A 16,272-nucleotide genomic window follows, 5' to 3' on the forward strand; every position below is an offset into this window, starting at 1 on the left:
CTGTGTATTAGTTGGTGCTGAATTACAATGTTTTTACCTGCCCGTTTTGATATTCGTTTATCGTAAAACAACTCCTATTAATAACGAAACTTCTTGGTATTTAGATACTGCCAACCAATCTTCCGACCTAACATATTCCTTTTCTTTATAACAAAAAAAACGACACATTCATGTCGTTTTGAAAGTATAGCCTTGAAAGGAGGAATCCCTATTCAACTATCATAGATTTGATAAAGGGTATTCGTTTTCTTAGCGTGGTACATGGCCAAATCCGCATGGCGAAGGAGTAACTCCATATCTACGCCGTGTTCCGGATAAAAGACAACCCCTATATTTGTTGTGATATTGGCAATTGAATTTGCGATATAGATTGACCGCTTAATAACTTCCGCAATCTGATTTGCGAATTCTTGTATTTCTTCCTCGTTTTTTCGTCCGGATAGAACAACGGCAAATTCATCTCCACCCAATCTGTAGACGAGACCAGTAGAACCTAACACTCCGCTTAATCAGGCAGTTACTTTAATTAGCACAAGATCTCCAGCTTGATGACCGGATGAATCATTCACAGTTTTAAGGCCATGTAAATCTAAATACATAATGGTAAACCTTGAGTCTTTTTCGATCTCTTCTTGTAAATCAATTTGGAATTTAAGACGGTTTGGTAAGTCCGTTAACGTATCATAGTAGGCCCGATACCTGATTAAATCGTCTTCCTTCTTTTTCTTTGTGACATCCCAAAACACAACTTGAATAGCGGATTCTCCGTTCAATTGGATGTGTATTCCATTTACCTCAACTAAATCAATATCTTGTCCATATGGCAGTAGAAAAGACTCTGATTCAAAATTTAAAAGGGGTACCTTTAAACTTTGATAGCTTCTGTTTTTTGATAGAACAAAAACTCCTAAAATATCAAATGTCGTTCCATTAATATAGGTCTTGGATAAATAACTATTTACAATAAACTCATCCTGCATAAAATCAGAACGACTCTGATGGGAGTCCTTCCTTAAGATTCCCATCACTTGATTTGAATTCATAAGTAGATCAGGCAGTTTTCGAATTTCTGTTAGTTGATTAGCAATATTGCCATTTGCCTGTTCTAATAACTCTGGTATATACTCTCCTACCTGTTCCTCAATTGAAACCGTATATTGTTTGTAGGCAATATAACCAAGCAAGGATATTGGAATAACAGTCAAAAAAACATAGGTCACTAACAATTTTGTTTGTAACCGGAAGTCTTTAAATTTCAACCACTTAAAAATCATACTCATCCACATTCTCTTTCGTAAAGTCAATCGGTTCATCCATGATCACCACATCCCCAATCAATCGAATCTTTCCAACTGATTCTACATGCTGATGATCGTATGGCAGTACTTTCTTCGCTGCATTTTTAGCTAAAGCAACCGTCAAATATCCTAGTTTCTTTGGACTCCAAAGGGTTACAATTTGTGCCGATCCTTCTTTTAAATATTTATTCATCGGATTCGGTGGAGATAAACCGACAACCGCTACCTCTCCAGCCTTTCCTAGCTCCTTCACAGCTTGTGCAGCAGCTGGTGGTCCAACCGATGAGTTACCAATTATCCCTTTTAAGTTTGGGTGTGTTTCTAATAGTTCAATTGCCTTCGTATATGCTTTTTGTGGATTATCATCATTGGCAACAATATCAACAAGAGTCATATTCGGATAATATTCCTCTCGCTGAATTTGGATCCATTTTATCCATTCATTTAAATTCGCTGCTGAAAGAGCACCAGTCAAAATAGCAAATTCTCCTTCTTCACCCGTATTCCAAGCAAGCATGTCCATTAAATGACGACCTAGTGTTTCCGGATCGACCATATTAATGAAGAAACTCCTTGCCTCAGGTAATGCGTCCGAATCCCAAGTAATCACGTGAATCCCTTTTCTTTTTGCTTCGATTAATATAGGAGTAACCTTTTCCGGATCATTCGCAGATACGGCGATAACATCTACTTTTTCATTGATCAACTCCCTTATAATCGCGATTTGCATATTGGGATCAGCGAGAGTAGGTCCACGATAAATCACATTTACATCAAGATCCTTACCCGCTTCTAATGCCCCCTCCTCAACAGCATTGAAATAGGGAATATTAATTACCTTTGGCACAATAGCAATGGTCAGAGTTAGCCCATTTATATTTTCATCGTCTTCGTAAGGAACCTCTCCTCGATTAAACACAACTTCATACTTACTATTATGAACATTCATCCCTGAGCAACCGCCTACAATTATCAAGATACAAAATATTCTGAAATATAAAAACACAGAACTTCACCTGCTGCCATTGTATAATTTTTTATCATACATATATTACTATCAATTATATAATAGAATTAAAGTTTAATGAAACAAATACTACTATTCTAATTTGTTTCTACTTTGAGAGAACCTGTCTCTTTTTTCAAAAAAAGTGCCTGACCCCAATACGATAATACACTACCGCATTGGCCCAGACCCCTGAACTTTCAATTTGATTATTCAGTTACTCCTTATAATAAAACGGACTCAAATTCATGATTAGTACTTCGAATGGCTTTGCCATCTCTAGCAACTCTAATATTTCCACATAGAAGGTTAGGCACTAGATTCCAATCAACCATATCTTTTTATTTTCTCATTCAAATACTGTACTCCATATAATAAATAGGCTTTATAGTGTATATAGAAAAAGAATTGAGTACGATTTAATCGATTTAGACGTATGATTTTAAGTTTTTTGAGAACATCCATGAAAAGAAAAGCAAAAAGTCCATCAGCCATCACATTAAGCACCAAATACTTTTTAAAGTTTCCATATGAAAATTTCAATAACCACATAGATAATGGCATATAAGGACCAACACTAAATGGAAGTTCATCCCTTATAAATGATTTTGGCTTATCGTAAAACTTCCACCACTTCCTCTTATGTCCATACAAATGATTGATGATCTCAAAAATAACAATGAAAACACCTGATACAGAATAACGTTTTACGCTTCGTTTTCCCATGAACAACAACGATAACCATGGAATTATGATGATAGAAAGATTAAATATTCGATGCTTTCTAGATGCCATAAGTTACATCACCTCAACATTATTTTTACTCCTGTTGTTTTAAACTATCCAATATCAAGAATAAAATTCCACTCATTATCAGGCCTATTATCAAGCTTTCAAGTCTTATTAAAACACCCTATCAATAATATGATAGAATCTTTTGAGGGAGGTGGTTGCAACGATGGAAATCATTTTAATCTCGGTTATTGTTCTGGTAGTGGCTTCATTCATAAATAGGGTATACAAAAAAGTGAATATAGATCAATATTCTCCAATTTGGGAATACTTTGCAAAATCCTTTTTCTATGGAATAATCACAGTCTTTACAATGTACTATGGGAAAGATTCGCTAACGGAACTTTCTCCGCTTGAATGGGCCATTATTGGAGTGTCTGCAATCGAAGGAACAGGGAACTATATTAATTATGTAAAAGAATCAAAGAAGCGTAAGTTGAAAAAAAGTGAAAAACAAAACGCGGGTTTAGATTTGGACCGCTAAATGTTCATATAATGAAAAATCTTATATCCATACATAAAATATGACCTATCCTTTTATCGGACAGGTCATTTTTCATAGTCTATGAATCTTGTAAGTCTTAGGTTACGGTCATAGTGACTCCCCAAATGGTCGGCCTTCTTGTCCGTAACCGATTTTCTTTCCAAATTAAGTTTAAGTATAATTGGAATGACGCAATTCTTAACAAATTCGATTAAGCATTTTGGGAGGAAAGAACGTGAATCCGACAGTATCTATCATTTTTGAACAAAAGCCTGAACAGTGGGGACTTAGAGGAGATCCTTATTTATGGGATGACCTTCAAACAGCCTTCGCTATGGTTCCATTACCTTGCTCAGAATCACAGTTTACCCAACTTTTAAAAAGGTACTTTGAGGAACTGACCAATCATCCATTTGATTCAGAAACTGATTTTTTCATAGTGGAGAAATACGCTCACGGAGGAATCTCAAGTGGGGGGATCAGTATGGAGTTTTGGGAAATGAGGGCTTTACCACTTCTCATGAATCGATTAAAAAACGAGAACAAAGGCTTCCAATAAATTTGGTACGGAACAGGTGACTTGGCAGTAACTAAAGATGGGGAAAGTTAATAGGCTTATGATGCAATTTTGGCTGCGTTACTTTTAAAATCGATAACAAAAAGACCCCACTGGTTTGGGTGGAGTCATAATTCAGAAGACTATGAGTCTGCATTTATACTGATGTTACCCATCAAGCAAGCTTCCCACAACACCACGTAAGCGAACTGAACAATAAATTAGTAAATTCATCGTGTAAGAGCCCTTCTTCAGTATGGGAAGGGGTTAAACAAATCACACGTCCTTTTCCATATTCATGCTTCCAACCTGCTACTGTTTTACCTTTTTCTGAAATTGCATGAAGGAATACATTTGTTTTCCTTTCCTCACAGGTTACAAAATAATGCTCATCTCTCACATTATATGCGGCATCTAATATCCGTAAATTGTCATCGGTATTATTCCATTGATAGGCAACATCCAGAAGCTCACTTGGATGAAAATCAAACTTCCCTTTTACCATTGAGTAATAGTCTTCTCGCACCTCATACGAAGACAAACCGGAATGCCAGACAAGCCATCCCCCTCCTGAATGAACATATTCACAAATTTGTTTCTCAAGTTTCTCATCCATCCAGTATTCCACATTTTCCGCTGTCGGGTTTCGTTTGTTTTGTTTTGATAGAATCACTGCATCTGGCTTTTCTTGAAGTTTCTCTGCCAGCTGTTCTACCTCGATATACTCAATCCTCAAAACGCCCGATTCCAGCTTTAGTTTCTCCATAGCCTTCATGAGTGACTTCTGAAGTAATCGCTTATCATGATAATGGTCCCCTAAGAGGGCTATTATTTTTTTCATACTTATCCTCCAGCAAATTGAATTTATAAAAAGAAACTCCATTACTCCAATAGATAGGTCCTTATCGGCACTTCTGTGAATCTGACATCTTGTTTTTGATTACGTTATCGAGTTCTTCTATACTGTTTCTTTGCTCCGCTGAGCCATGCCTTGACTTTCTCTTTGTAATTTCCTTGTATGAAATCTGGTTCGTATTCCCCCATTTCTTCCAGGGCACTTTATCGTATTTATGGTGCTGGTAATACTTCCATGGATGGAGACTCCCCGGCGCATAATTATACGTGCCCATGTTAACCGGATCGTTTACCATCTGACCCGTCTCAGCATGATAGACAACTTCAAATCGACCATTTGCTGATATAAACTTTACATTGTACCCAGCGTCATATTCACTTACCTCATACCGGTGATATCTAGCACTGAATAGCTGCCATTTTCCACATGCCACTCGTTCAATCATTTCTTCTAATTGTTCAGGCGCTTCTCCATATCGGTTCAGTTCATTGCGAAAATAATGAATCTCTTCCGTGAGATAAGGGAGTTGTTTGACATATTGATCAAATGTCTCAAAATAAAGATCAAAATGCTTATGCCCACTCAGAAGGTTTTCGTAGTCCTTAAGATCTTGCATCATTTGCGTTAGGATGGCGTGTGATGAAATGGCTTTGGATGTATCAAATAGATACCACTTTCGATGTTCAGCGCGAATCTGGTCATACTGCTCTGAGAGCTCTGAAAAGTATGCCTCCGATAAAAAATCGGCCTTGATCTCCACAGGCACAATTGGATATACAAAGTCTTTCTCTAGTCGATGGTATCCGTATGTCAACACTACAAACAGGGAAATAAGAAAGATAAGAACCGTTTTGGTTGACCGACTTTTGATTTCTATCCTAATTTTCCGCCCCTCCTCTTCTCCCAATTTCGATCTAAACATCAATTGACCTGCATTTTTCAAAACTCTTGCCCAATGATGAAATGCAGGGCGCTCTTTCCCGGCTGTGGTAGATTCATTTACTTCTTTGAAATAAGTTCAAAATTAACTCTATACCCTTTTATTGTTCTTTTAATATTGAATACTTTCGATACGCTTTATAGTAACTGCTGGCGAAAAAAACAACCAGAATCGCGGGAAGAAGCTTCAAAAGAGCAAATGGGGTTTCAAATAAAAATGCCTTCCAAAATAAAGAACCTGTCATACTCCAAAGACCTTCATGATATAATCCTGAATCCTTGTCAGACATAATAGAAAAAGCCAAATACAGCATAACCGCCCCTAACCAAAATGAATAACCCATGAGTCGTTTATAATAATTACACTGTGATTGGCGGTCCGAGAAGATTTCATTTTGATTATCATCTTCTTTTTGCCAATACCGAATTCCGCCAAGCCATGAGCCCTTTATATAGCTCCAACCAAAATCTTCATATATCCCTTTGTATTCCTCGAGCTTTTTCTTTGGTAAATAATCTTGATAATCAAGTCGCATCACATATCTCTTATCGCTTTTTTCGAAAGTGTATATTCCTAATCCACTGATATTTGTGCAACGATAGCCTTTTTTCAACTGCTCGTTCAGCCACTTCTCCTCTTTTTCAATATCAAAGAATAGCTTAAATTTCTTCATTCGATTCACTTCCTTCGTACAGGGATAAAATATGCAATAACCTGGTTTGTTCCATTTTTAAAATTGCGCTTCCTTCTTCAGTGATCATATAAACTTTTCTCCGGCCTGACTCTCCAACAGACTCAATCCAACCATGCTTATTCAAGTTTTCAATCGCACCGTATAATGTACCCGCTGCCAAAATAACGGTTCCATTACTCATTTCCACGATTTTTTGCATTACAGCATAGCCATGAAGTGGCTCACGCAAAGCTAATAAAATATAATGCATGGTTTCAGACAACGGTAATAATTTGTGTTTCATATCCTCACCCTTTATTCAGTTCAACTACATAGTTTAACTTAATAAAAACATAATACAGTTCAACTGAATAGTCAACAATATTTTCAATATTAGGCAAAGGAACTTAAAATAAAAAGCGTAATAACCAGGTAAAAATCAATCGAAAAAGTCGCTTTCCATACGTAAGGGAAAGCGACTTTGGGTCTAATCTAATTCGGTATATTTTTTCCTTGCTGATGTTTTTGCTCTTCCTCTGTGAATTTAATGATGTCTTTACATAAAGGAGAAAAACCTGGATTGAAACAGTATCTAACAAAATCTTCAAAAGTAATAGGTTTATCATTGGGTCGCAAGTATTTAAGAGCCTCTACAAATGATGGATAATGTATATTGGGTGTGCTTTTTACCGCTGTATCATCGTGTGTCTAAGATTAAACATTTATATTTTAAAGCCATAAATTTCCCCCTATAAAATCGTAATATCCTATTCATTTATACATTACATTAGAAAATTTAGATACCTACTTCATTAAAATGCTCGGTTAGTTGAAAAAGGTTTCCTTTTACTCTCCCTTTCGTTGAAGAAGTTCTAATTATTTTTAATAATTTTTTGGTATTTACTATGACCATCAGTTAAACCAACTAGTTCAAATTCATTATTTTTATAAAAGTTATTTAATTTGATATTATCAGCAACGCAATTTAATTTAAGATAACTTTGGTCTCGTGCATTGTTTTGTATCCACCCCAAAATACTTCTACCAAAACCTTTATTCATATATATTGGTATAATCGCAAGTCTATGTAAGTAAATTGTTTTTAAGCTATTATCCTCACCCCAGATATGTCTGTCCCATTCACTTTGATTTGATGAAAGTGTAAATGTAGCGATAATATCATTATCTTTCAAAACAATATAAGTTTCTCGATTGGATATAGCCTGTTTAATCTCTTCGTCATCGCCTCCATCTAAAAGAAAACTCCATTGGTTGATTTCATTATCTTTCATCCATAGAGCGATCCGTTTTAACATTTTAATTATTTTGCTCGTATCGTCATTCGTAGCAATTTTTATATGCAACCCTTTAAGATCTTCAAAATTAATCAAAAGATTTCCTCCTTTTATCTATCGTTAAGTTTTATTTTAAGGCATTTCCAACCGAGGCTCACCATGGGATTTTCTTCTTTTCCACTGATGAACTGCCAGGCTTTGACGCCAGGACCAACCTAAGGGTGTCCATATATCGCAGTGGGGATGCAAAGTGCGTTGCAGTCAGCAATCGGCTTTCCCAGCATGTCAACCAGTGCGTCGTGTATGCTTTTGTTACTGATACCTCCAGATGTAAGCAGAAATTTCATACCTTCACTCCTTTTCTTTGTTTTGTACTTACGAGTTTTGTCGTACCTCTAAGCGTTTTATGGATGACTAGAACACTTCAATTGAATGAATGTTTGTGTATTCGATACCTGGTGAAGCTCATTCTGTCCTATATTTTACAATTCTACAAAACTAACATAAATCCTTGTTTACCTATTCTGCTTCGTTTAATTTAGTTCAATCAAAGACGGTACTACTCCAATCTCATTGTTTTGAAAAAATCAAAATCCTAGCAATACTATTCATATCACTAGGATGATGGACTACCTAATTATAAGTTTTCAATTCTTTCTATATCCTCTGCAGATAATACAAAATCGAAAAGATCTAGATTAGATGCTTGGTTTTCACGGTTGTGAGATTTAGGAATAACGATCACACCGCGCTCTATTTGGTATTTTAATAAGACTTGTGCGCCGGATTTTTTATAGGCCTTACCGATTTCATCCAAAATTTCTTTTTGATGGGCTTCTGCTTTCATAGGTCCCCATGCAACAGGTGTAATGCCCTCGTCTTTTAATACGGCAAGGAGATCTTTATTAGGTTCTTTTAAGTTAAGTTGTATTTGATTAACAGCTGGCTTCACTTTCGCAAATTCTTTCAATTCATCTAGATGATTTTTACCAAAGTTTGAAACGCCGATTGCTTTTAGTTTGCCCGCTTCGTAATATTCTTCAAATACTTCCCAAGTGTTTTTAAGTTGTTCTTTGTCTTCAATAGGGAAGTGAATAAGTAGCAGGTCGAGATAGTTTGTTTGGAAGTTTTTTAGACTGTTATCGATAGCTGCCCGAGTAGCTTCCTTTGAAGAAATATATTCTTCGTTGGCTGGAACTTTTGTTGTAATGAATAACTCTTCTCGAGGCACTGTGCTCTCTGCTAAAACTCTGCCGACAAGTTCTTCGTTTCGATAAATGATGGCAGCATCTATTGAACGGTAACCCAACTCAAGTGCTGATACGAGTTCAGGAATTTCATTTGTTAACGCCCCGTTATACTCGTTATTTTCTTTTCCATACGTATTTGTACCCGTTCCGACAATTGGCATTTTTAACCCATTATTAAGTGTTATGTACTCCATATGTTTAAGCACTCCCTCTGTATACTCTATTACTTTACTTACAAAGTACATTATAACAAATTGTAGAATTTTCAAAAAGTAACATGAAAGAAGGCATTATTTAGATCAACACACTTTCTTTTAAGTACTTTTTAACTCAAACAATACGATTGTATGTCCTACGTATTTACCGGATGGAGAAAGTTTAGGTGAATATCGTGTGGAACGTGATTTTTTGCCAATCGATGGAGTTAAAATATACGTAGTGGATACAGCAGAACACCCTTGAGTGAATGAAAAATCATCTTTTTTAGGAGACATTTATTTCCGACATATTTCTGTCACAAATTCCTTATCTTCTTTTGACTAATTTTGTCGAAGGTCTTTTATTTATGGTAAAAATTTTGCATAATATTGTTTGTATTTGCTTTAGGCAAAAGCGTTAAATTAATAAAGAGGTGTGGAAATTGTTACAAGAAAGTGTACAACTTAATAGAGAATCTCTTATTTTATCAATTGTTCAAAAAAGGGATGAAATGATTAGTCTTGCTTCGTTAAATGGTATGCTAAACAGTAAGACAATAAAATGCAGTCAAGAATTAGATCAATTATTAAATGCTTTTAACAAGTTTCAAATAAATTAATTTACATACATAGAGGTGTCCGATCTGCACTTACATTTTTTACATTAGTGACACCGTTGTTTTCTCCCTCAATATTCCAAATCACTATTTTTATTTTATGGACAGTATTGCACCCAAAAAACCTTCTCCTTATTGAAATAATCAAACCGTTACGTGAATAGAATAAGCATTCCTCATTTTAGAAAGCTGTTTAACTCTTACTCGTGGGATCATTTTCAACATTCGTTTTTTTTACACCTTTACTTATGTATGGTTTTGCACTCTTTTTTTTGTTTGCACTCGCATTCCAACGATTCCAGCCCTTCTTATCTGTTCCTCTCCCTGTTCCGCCTTTTCCTTTAGCTTTACTCATATAAATCACTCCATTATCATTTTTGTGTGAGTTACCTGTCTGGTTAGTTTTTATATTTTACTCGATGATTAACCAAGAATTTTGCCATAGATAACATCATTCCAGATGTGTATGTTTTTACTATCCTACTTCGTTCAAATCTTTCAATAAAAATAGCGTTAATCCCTTCCTAGATCAACGCTACCCGATGAAGTGCCTGTCCCTCATCACACAGTGTGGATTAGGCACTCGAAGTTAAATCAAATCCATCATCTTTCCAGTGACTTTATTAATCGAAATAACTGAGCTGTTGTTACTCGCAAATTAGAATAGGTTGTTTCAGGGTTCATGGCTTCCTCTATTGTCATGGGTGTGTTCATAATCGAGAAATAGGACGTGACACCAAGTTCATTTAATTGGGCGGCATCCTCCGCTATACTGCCAGCTACTGCAATAACTGGAATTTGGTATTGTTTTGCCAGGCGGGCTATTCCAATCGGTACTTTTCCCATCGTCGTTTGGGAATCTAATTTTCCTTCACCAGTTATAACAAAGTCTGTTTCTGGCATAAATCGTTCCATATCAAGAATAGATAGCACAAGTTCTATTCCTGATTGTAGCTCGGCATCTAAAAAGCCAAAAAAGGCGGCACCTAATCCACCAGCGGCTCCCGCACCCTTGATTGTATGTATATCTTTCCCTAATTCTTGACACACAATTTCGGCGAAATGCTTAAGACCATGATCTAGTGCTTTTACATCGTCTTTGGTTGCTCCTTTTTGAGGTCCAAAAACATATGCTGCTCCGTCGGTTCCATGAAGATAATTCGTTACATCACAGGCTAATTTAAATGTACAATCTGCCAGTATGGAATTAGCGTTTTGGGTATCAATTTTAGAGATATCCTGCAATACTCCCCCACCAAGGCCAACTTCATTCCCGAATTGATCCATAAAACGGAAACCTAACGCTTGAAGCATCCCAACTCCAGCATCATTCGTAGCACTTCCGCCTAGTCCAATTACAAACTCCCTGCATCCTTTTCCGATCGCATCCAAAATGATTTCACCAACTCCAAATGTGGTGGTCAGAAAAGGATTTCGTTCATTCTGAGGTACTAGAGGCAGTCCACAAGCTGCTGCAACTTCAATGACGGCCGTTTTCCCGTCACCTAATATTCCATAGATTGCATCAACTTTACTATTTAGTGGACCAGTGACATTGACCTTCATTAACTGCCCATTTGTTGACTGAACCAATGCGTCAACCGTACCTTCTCCACCATCTGCTAATGGAAAAGCAATAATCTCTGCTTCCTTATAGACTTCCTTAATTCCACTTGAGATCGCATTGCTTCCTTCAATCGATGAAATGCTTCCTTTGAATGAGTCAATTGCGATAATTACCTTCATGATCGGTACCCTCCAATCTCACAGTTACTATCAGTTTATCATTAACATGACTCATGTTGTAAAACAATCCTTAATCACCAAAAAAATCCACATTTAGCAACAGTTTTTATCTTTTCGACATAATAGAGAAGTTAGACTTAAAAATATTGGATAAGTATTCCTCTATTTCCACATTAATCTACAAACCTAGACAATTACATAGTATAATGAATGAATAGATTAATAGATTGTTAGGAGGTACATAAGTTGGGTAATAAGAAACTATATATGTCCGTGACGACGGCTGCATTCATTGCCACTGCCTTACTTGGTGCGGGAGAGACGGAAGCAGCAAGCACGTACAAGGTTCAGAGTGGTGATTCACTTTGGAAGATTGCTCAAAAGCATAATATCACTGTTCCACAATTGAAATCCTTAAACAGCTTAACGAGCGATCTTATTTTCCCGAATCAAGTACTTAATACAGAAATAACTGCCACAAAAAGCGGTACAAACGATGCAACAAACACAAACACGCAACCTAAGAATGACAAAGAAACACAACAACCGAGTCCAGCAGCATCAACTACATACACTGTAAAATCCGGTGATACACTTAGTGGTATTGCATTGAAACATAAGATTTCAATTAATGAATTAATGCAGTGGAACAATTTGAATTCGACTCTCATCTTCCCAGGGAATGTGTTTGTTGTCAGTAAACCTGGAACCGTTGAGGCACCAACAAACCCGACTCCAGAACAAACAGAGAAACCTCAAGAAGAAGTGGTTCAATCTGCTACTATTTATACCGTAAAGTCAGGCGACACCCTGTCAAGAATTGCAATAGAATATAAAGTTACAGTTGCAAATCTTAAAACATGGAACAGCCTGAATTCAGATATGATCTATATTGGTCAAAAGTTAACGATTGGAGATGGCGCTAAGGTAGAACCTCCTAAAGTTGAAACTCCATCAACAAATATCAGCTATAATGTTGATCAATTGATTAATGTCGCAAAAAGCCAATTGGGAACTGCTTACGCATGGGGCGGATCTACACCTAATGGATTCGATTGTAGTGGGTTCATTTACTATGCCTATAAGCAAGCAGGATTGAGTACAAATCGCTATTCAAGCGAAGGCTACCATATGCGCTCCTATTATGTGAATACCCCTCAAGTAGGAGACTTAGTATTCTTTCAAGGAACCTATAAAGCTGGGATTTCTCATATGGGGATTTATGTAGGAAACAATGAATTCATTCATGCTTCCAATGATGGAGTTGTCATTTCAAATGTAAATGATACATATTGGAAGAAGCATTTAGAAGGCTTTAAGAGATTTTATTAAGAGATTTTTCACGTGAGGAAGTTAGTTCTTAGGAGCTGGCTTCCTTTTTATGTTCGACCAACTGCAAAAAGGGCCACTTCTGAAAGTATAATGTTTATATATTGTAAAATTAGTAATCTGCTAAAATTAGTATTATCCAGAATAACTTCAAGCTTAACAAGGATCCGAATGGCATCGGTAACCCTTATCTATATGGACACACGACTGAAATTAGTGTTCATCTAAATGGTGATGCAAAAGCAGTAAAGCTTTATAGTATGGGACGACTATCCTTTGAAAATGTAACGGTAACCTGATAACCGGACTGTCTATATTGGGGATGTTGGTGGGTACGTCCAAATAAATAAAAAATCCCCTTGACCCCGTATAAGGGACAGAAGGAAATTATTTTGAGATATTCATTTTTTTGTTAAAACATTTTCGTCAATAAGAATCTTTACCATATAATCATAGGGATGATCATTAATTTGGATGACCTTCTCTTCCTTATACCCAATTCGTTTATATAGTTTCTTTGCAACTGGATTATCTTGCGCTACATTTAAAGAAATCCTGTAATACCCTTTTTGTATCGCTGCTTTTTCCGCTTCTTTTAGAAGCATCGTTCCGATTCCATACCCCTGGAAACGATCATCAACACAAATGGTGTCCACATAATAATCCCCTACATCAGCTTCTTTATCTAAGGAAATATTCTCATTCCTTCTTTTCTTTCTTAATCGCTTCAAAATAGGCTCATCCAAACGTGGAGCATCTTCTCCTGGATAGGTAATGACAATCCCAGCTACTTCTCCCAAAATATCAGCAACCATTATATTTTGATAGCTAAGGCGGTTAATTTCTTCGCGAAAAAATTCACCCAGCCTTTCACGAATATTTTCTTTTTTCGTTTGACCGGTCAATTGCTCAGCAATATCAGTTATGGCGATATGAATGAGTTCTGCGGATTTCTCCGCATCCTTCTTAACAGCACCCCTAAATGTCAATTCATCAGCAATGATTTCCTCCCAAGTAAGCCCAAAAGGTGCACCACTATCTGTGTAGCCTGCAATATTATAAAAGGTTTCATCTGATTCCTGGTGATCGTTTTGGTTATGATGTTTTAATTTTATTCCTTTTTTCAATGAAATTCCCTCTGTTCTTTATTTATTAATATAATAAAAAAACTTCACAGCTTAAATCTGTTAAGTTTACATCTCTTGATACCTGAGGCCGGACTCGAACCGGCACGCCATCGCTGGCAGTGGATTTTGAGTCCACCGTGTCTGCCATTCCACCACTCAGGCATATATAGAAAGAAAAAAGACATCGAAAGATGCCGAGGACCGGAATCGAACCGGTACGGTAGTCACCTACCGCAGGATTTTAAGTCCTGTGCGTCTGCCAGTTCCGCCACCCCGGCATATCATAAAAAAGCACTTACAATCATTTTAAAATAATGGAGGCGGCAACCGGATTCGAACCGGTGGTAAAGGTTTTGCAGACCTCTGCCTTACCACTTGGCTATGCCGCCATTGGAGCGGAAGACGGGATTCGAACCCGCGACCCCCACCTTGGCAAGGTGGTGTTCTACCACTGAACTACTTCCGCAAAGTATTTGGTTAAATAAAAAATGGCTGGGCTAGCAGGATTCGAACCTACGAATGACGGAGTCAAAGTCCGTTGCCTTACCGCTTGGCTATAGCCCACTGAAGCAACTATATAAATATCAATAACTGAGTATTCATTAACCCTTAAAAACAACAAAAGGGCGACTGATGGGAATCGAACCCACGAATGTCGGAACCACAATCCGATGCGTTAACCACTTCGCCACAATCGCCATAAATAGATTGGCAGGGGTAGTAGGAATCGAACCCACACCAAAGGTTTTGGAGACCTTCGTTCTACCTTTAAACTATACCCCTAAGATATATTATATTTCTATTCTAATGAAATGTTACGAATTAAACAAAATGGTGGAGGGGGACGGATTCGAACCGCCGAACCCGGAGGGAGCGGATTTACAGTCCGCCGCGTTTAGCCACTTCGCTACCCCTCCACTATATAATTAAAGATGGTGCCGGCGATAGGAGTCGAACCCACGACCTACTGATTACAAGTCAGTTGCTCTACCAACTGAGCTACACCGGCACTATAAAAGTTTAAATAATAAATGGTGGCTCAGGACGGAATCGAACCGCCGACACAAGGATTTTCAGTCCTTTGCTCTACCGACTGAGCTACTGAGCCACATATGTATTAAAATGGCGGTCCCGACCGGGATCGAACCGGCGATCTCCTGCGTGACAGGCAGGCATGTTAACCGCTACACCACGGGACCATTTTTTATAATATTTCGTCTTTTTCAAGACAAGTATTATTTTACTATAACTTTTTACTTTAGTCAATAACTTTTTTTTGGTTGCGGGGGCAGGATTTGAACCTACGACCTTCGGGTTATGAGCCCGACGAGCTACCAGACTGCTCCACCCCGCGATAATAGAAAGTATATATTTTTTTGTCATGCGCATAGTTCACACAAGACTGTCCCTTCCTCTGCTAGCTTATTCTAGAAGCGAAGTCCGTCGGGACAACTCGCAGTAATTCAATGATGCAACGCTCGTTGCTCCACCCCGCGATAATAATATTAAAATGGTGGAGGATGACGGGATCGAACCGCCGACCCCCTGCTTGTAAGGCAGGTGCTCTCCCAGCTGAGCTAATCCTCCATATTGGTGACCCGTACGGGATTCGAACCCGTGTTACCGCCGTGAAAGGGCGGTGTCTTAACCGCTTGACCAACGGGCCCACTTGCTTTTAAAACATATATTAAAAACGTAATGGCGGAGAGCAAGGGATTTGAACCCTTGAGACAGCGTTAACCGCCTACACGATTTCCAATCGTGCTCCTTCGGCCACTCGGACAGCTCTCCAAATGGCTCCGCAGGTAGGACTCGAACCTACGACCGATCGGTTAACAGCCGATAGCTCTACCACTGAGCTACTGCGGAACAATACAAAACCTAGCGACGTCCTACTCTCACAGGGACAAAGTCCCAACTACCATCGGCGCTGAGAAGCTTAACTTCCGTGTTCGGTATGGGAACGGGTGTGACCTTCTCGCCATCGTCACTAGATAAAGTAAAGACAAGTATTATTATACTATCTTTAGAAAATATTTCAAGAAGAAATTTTCATTCCTTCAAAACTAGATAACGTTCATACATTCATTAGAAGTGATTTGTCTA

General features: G+C 37.7%; 15 protein-coding genes, 16 tRNA genes, 1 rRNA gene and 3 pseudogenes. 5 read left to right on the top strand and 30 right to left on the bottom strand.

What is annotated here, in order from left to right; translation table 11 throughout:
- Positions 1 to 212: 212 nt before the first annotated feature.
- From LKW28_RS19620 to LKW28_RS19630, 3 genes and pseudogenes are all read right to left on the bottom strand, one after another.
- Positions 213 to 1,313: pseudogene (locus LKW28_RS19620) on the bottom strand (diguanylate cyclase domain-containing protein).
- Positions 1,264 to 2,247, bottom strand: coding sequence for an autoinducer 2 ABC transporter substrate-binding protein (locus tag LKW28_RS19625; protein WP_229142132.1), 984 nt, complete (start codon positions 2,245 to 2,247; stop codon positions 1,264 to 1,266). The pseudogene LKW28_RS19620 and the gene LKW28_RS19625 overlap by 50 nt, the downstream one beginning before the upstream one ends.
- Positions 2,248 to 2,631: 384 nt before the next feature.
- Complete coding sequence (locus tag LKW28_RS19630; RefSeq protein ID WP_229142133.1) at positions 2,632 to 3,099, bottom strand: hypothetical protein; 468 nt, start codon at positions 3,097 to 3,099, stop codon at positions 2,632 to 2,634.
- A gap of 163 nt (positions 3,100 to 3,262) precedes the next feature.
- Between LKW28_RS19630 and LKW28_RS19635 the strand changes: the two genes are divergently transcribed.
- Both LKW28_RS19635 and LKW28_RS19640 read left to right on the top strand, forming a co-directional pair.
- Entirely contained in the window at positions 3,263 to 3,580 is a 318-nt protein-coding gene (locus LKW28_RS19635) for a hypothetical protein (protein ID WP_229142134.1), read from the top strand.
- A 235-nt stretch (positions 3,581 to 3,815) separates the two neighbouring features.
- Positions 3,816 to 4,139: a hypothetical protein gene (locus LKW28_RS19640; protein WP_229142135.1), complete on the top strand. Its 324-nt coding sequence runs from the start codon at positions 3,816 to 3,818 to the stop codon at positions 4,137 to 4,139.
- A 172-nt stretch (positions 4,140 to 4,311) separates the two neighbouring features.
- On the opposite strand, the gene LKW28_RS19645 is transcribed toward LKW28_RS19640, so the two are convergent.
- The 7 genes and pseudogenes from LKW28_RS19645 to LKW28_RS19675 form a co-directional block, all read right to left on the bottom strand.
- Positions 4,312 to 4,977, bottom strand: coding sequence for a ThuA domain-containing protein (locus tag LKW28_RS19645; RefSeq protein ID WP_229142136.1), 666 nt, complete (start codon positions 4,975 to 4,977; stop codon positions 4,312 to 4,314).
- Positions 4,978 to 5,038: 61 nt separating this feature from the next.
- On the bottom strand, positions 5,039 to 5,914 hold the full coding sequence (locus tag LKW28_RS19650) for a hypothetical protein (RefSeq protein WP_229142137.1): 876 nt from the start codon (positions 5,912 to 5,914) through the stop codon (positions 5,039 to 5,041).
- Positions 5,915 to 6,032: 118 nt separating this feature from the next.
- Positions 6,033 to 6,605 (bottom strand): DUF2812 domain-containing protein, encoded by a 573-nt coding sequence (locus tag LKW28_RS19655; protein ID WP_229142138.1) that lies wholly within the window; start codon positions 6,603 to 6,605, stop codon positions 6,033 to 6,035.
- Positions 6,592 to 6,909, bottom strand: coding sequence for a PadR family transcriptional regulator (locus tag LKW28_RS19660; protein WP_229142139.1), 318 nt, complete (start codon positions 6,907 to 6,909; stop codon positions 6,592 to 6,594). The genes LKW28_RS19655 and LKW28_RS19660 overlap by 14 nt, the downstream gene beginning before the upstream one ends.
- 568 nt (positions 6,910 to 7,477) lie before the next feature.
- Positions 7,478 to 7,996, bottom strand: a complete 519-nt coding sequence (locus LKW28_RS19665) for a GNAT family N-acetyltransferase (RefSeq protein ID WP_229142140.1) — start codon at positions 7,994 to 7,996, stop codon at positions 7,478 to 7,480.
- A 32-nt stretch (positions 7,997 to 8,028) separates the two neighbouring features.
- Positions 8,029 to 8,247 (bottom strand): annotated as a pseudogene (locus tag LKW28_RS19670) (peptidase E); the annotation flags it as partial.
- A 290-nt stretch (positions 8,248 to 8,537) separates the two neighbouring features.
- Positions 8,538 to 9,344 carry an aldo/keto reductase gene (locus tag LKW28_RS19675; protein WP_229142141.1) on the bottom strand — a complete coding sequence of 269 codons (807 nt, stop codon included), beginning with the start codon at positions 9,342 to 9,344 and terminating at the stop codon, positions 8,538 to 8,540.
- A gap of 145 nt (positions 9,345 to 9,489) precedes the next feature.
- Here LKW28_RS19675 and LKW28_RS23315 point away from each other — a divergent pair.
- Together LKW28_RS23315 and LKW28_RS23055 are read left to right on the top strand one after the other, a co-directional pair.
- Positions 9,490 to 9,612 (top strand): annotated as a pseudogene (locus tag LKW28_RS23315) (hypothetical protein); the annotation flags it as partial.
- 169 nt (positions 9,613 to 9,781) lie between these two features.
- The gene (locus LKW28_RS23055) at positions 9,782 to 9,967 is read left to right on the top strand and encodes an aspartyl-phosphate phosphatase Spo0E family protein (RefSeq protein WP_324255050.1); all 186 of its coding nucleotides are present in this window, start codon (positions 9,782 to 9,784) and stop codon (positions 9,965 to 9,967) included.
- A 190-nt stretch (positions 9,968 to 10,157) separates the two neighbouring features.
- Here LKW28_RS23055 and LKW28_RS19690 read toward each other — a convergent pair whose 3' ends face one another.
- Positions 10,158 to 10,319, bottom strand: coding sequence for a DUF3934 domain-containing protein (locus tag LKW28_RS19690; RefSeq protein WP_229142142.1), 162 nt, complete (start codon positions 10,317 to 10,319; stop codon positions 10,158 to 10,160).
- Positions 10,320 to 10,567: 248 nt separating this feature from the next.
- Positions 10,568 to 11,710: a glycerate kinase gene (locus LKW28_RS19695; RefSeq protein ID WP_229142143.1), complete on the bottom strand. Its 1,143-nt coding sequence runs from the start codon at positions 11,708 to 11,710 to the stop codon at positions 10,568 to 10,570.
- 246 nt (positions 11,711 to 11,956) lie between these two features.
- Between LKW28_RS19695 and LKW28_RS19700 the strand changes: the two genes are divergently transcribed.
- Positions 11,957 to 13,042 (top strand): LysM peptidoglycan-binding domain-containing protein, encoded by a 1,086-nt coding sequence (locus LKW28_RS19700; protein ID WP_229142144.1) that lies wholly within the window; start codon positions 11,957 to 11,959, stop codon positions 13,040 to 13,042.
- 398 nt (positions 13,043 to 13,440) lie between these two features.
- On the opposite strand, the gene LKW28_RS19705 is transcribed toward LKW28_RS19700, so the two are convergent.
- From LKW28_RS19705 to rrf, 18 genes are all read right to left on the bottom strand, one after another.
- Positions 13,441 to 14,166 carry a GNAT family N-acetyltransferase gene (locus LKW28_RS19705; protein ID WP_229142145.1) on the bottom strand — a complete coding sequence of 242 codons (726 nt, stop codon included), beginning with the start codon at positions 14,164 to 14,166 and terminating at the stop codon, positions 13,441 to 13,443.
- A 79-nt stretch (positions 14,167 to 14,245) separates the two neighbouring features.
- Positions 14,246 to 14,328, bottom strand: a tRNA-Leu gene (locus LKW28_RS19710).
- A 30-nt stretch (positions 14,329 to 14,358) separates the two neighbouring features.
- Positions 14,359 to 14,444 (bottom strand) — tRNA-Leu (locus LKW28_RS19715).
- A gap of 37 nt (positions 14,445 to 14,481) precedes the next feature.
- Positions 14,482 to 14,555 (bottom strand) — tRNA-Cys (locus LKW28_RS19720).
- Between the two features lie 2 nt (positions 14,556 to 14,557).
- Positions 14,558 to 14,632, bottom strand: a tRNA-Gly gene (locus LKW28_RS19725).
- 23 nt (positions 14,633 to 14,655) lie between these two features.
- Positions 14,656 to 14,730, bottom strand: a tRNA-Gln gene (locus LKW28_RS19730).
- Between the two features lie 61 nt (positions 14,731 to 14,791).
- A tRNA-His gene (locus LKW28_RS19735) sits at positions 14,792 to 14,864 on the bottom strand.
- An 11-nt stretch (positions 14,865 to 14,875) separates the two neighbouring features.
- Positions 14,876 to 14,949, bottom strand: a tRNA-Trp gene (locus LKW28_RS19740).
- A gap of 49 nt (positions 14,950 to 14,998) precedes the next feature.
- Positions 14,999 to 15,083, bottom strand: a tRNA-Tyr gene (locus LKW28_RS19745).
- A 16-nt stretch (positions 15,084 to 15,099) separates the two neighbouring features.
- A tRNA-Thr gene (locus tag LKW28_RS19750) sits at positions 15,100 to 15,175 on the bottom strand.
- Between the two features lie 23 nt (positions 15,176 to 15,198).
- A tRNA-Phe gene (locus LKW28_RS19755) sits at positions 15,199 to 15,274 on the bottom strand.
- 15 nt (positions 15,275 to 15,289) lie between these two features.
- Positions 15,290 to 15,365 (bottom strand) — tRNA-Asp (locus LKW28_RS19760).
- Between the two features lie 78 nt (positions 15,366 to 15,443).
- Positions 15,444 to 15,520: transfer RNA gene (locus tag LKW28_RS19765), tRNA-Met, on the bottom strand.
- Between the two features lie 157 nt (positions 15,521 to 15,677).
- Positions 15,678 to 15,753, bottom strand: a tRNA-Val gene (locus LKW28_RS19770).
- Between the two features lie 4 nt (positions 15,754 to 15,757).
- Positions 15,758 to 15,832 (bottom strand) — tRNA-Glu (locus tag LKW28_RS19775).
- A gap of 33 nt (positions 15,833 to 15,865) precedes the next feature.
- Positions 15,866 to 15,957, bottom strand: a tRNA-Ser gene (locus LKW28_RS19780).
- A 3-nt stretch (positions 15,958 to 15,960) separates the two neighbouring features.
- Positions 15,961 to 16,035, bottom strand: a tRNA-Asn gene (locus LKW28_RS19785).
- 10 nt (positions 16,036 to 16,045) lie between these two features.
- A 5S ribosomal RNA gene (gene rrf, locus LKW28_RS19790) occupies positions 16,046 to 16,161 on the bottom strand.
- Positions 16,162 to 16,272 lie beyond the last annotated feature (111 nt).

Origin of the sequence: Bacillus sp. REN16, assembly GCF_020731355.1 — a bacterium.
Lineage (GTDB): Bacteria > Bacillota > Bacilli > Bacillales > Bacillaceae_L > Ferdinandcohnia.